1 protein-coding gene is annotated in these 392 nt (G+C 52.3%); it reads left to right on the top strand.

What is annotated here, in order from left to right:
* Positions 1 to 392: AAA family ATPase (locus KNP95_RS15985; protein WP_214838366.1), on the top strand; the 392-nt coding region annotated here is incomplete at both ends.

Raw genomic sequence — 392 nt, 5'->3', positions numbered from 1 at the left:
CAGGTGACGGTCGGGGGCAAGACCTATCACCTTCCTACCCCATTCTTCGTCATCGCGACGCAAAACCCGATTGAATCATCTGGTACCTTTTCTTTGCCTGATGCGCAGCTTGACCGGTTCATGATGTGTCTACATACAGGGTACCCGACCGAAGAATTCGAACTTCAATTGTTGGAGGAATCTGTCACCGAGACCCGGAAGGCGGTACTGCCGAATGTCGATTTCGAGCAACTCCTGCAATATCGAGCCGATGCCATGAAAATCCACATCTCGAAAGATGTGTTACGTTATATCGTCTCGATTGCGACCGCGTCACGTAGTCACCGGAACGTTCAGACGGGGATCAGTCCACGTGCGACGATCGCGCTCTCGAAAGCCGCTCAAAGTTATGC

The sequence above is a fragment of the Exiguobacterium sp. s36 genome, from assembly GCF_018618345.1.
In the GTDB taxonomy this organism is placed as follows: Bacteria; Bacillota; Bacilli; order Exiguobacteriales; family Exiguobacteriaceae; genus Exiguobacterium; species Exiguobacterium chiriqhucha.
Note: the sequence above shows the minus strand (reverse complement) of the source record. Positions and strands in the feature narration are given on the sequence as shown.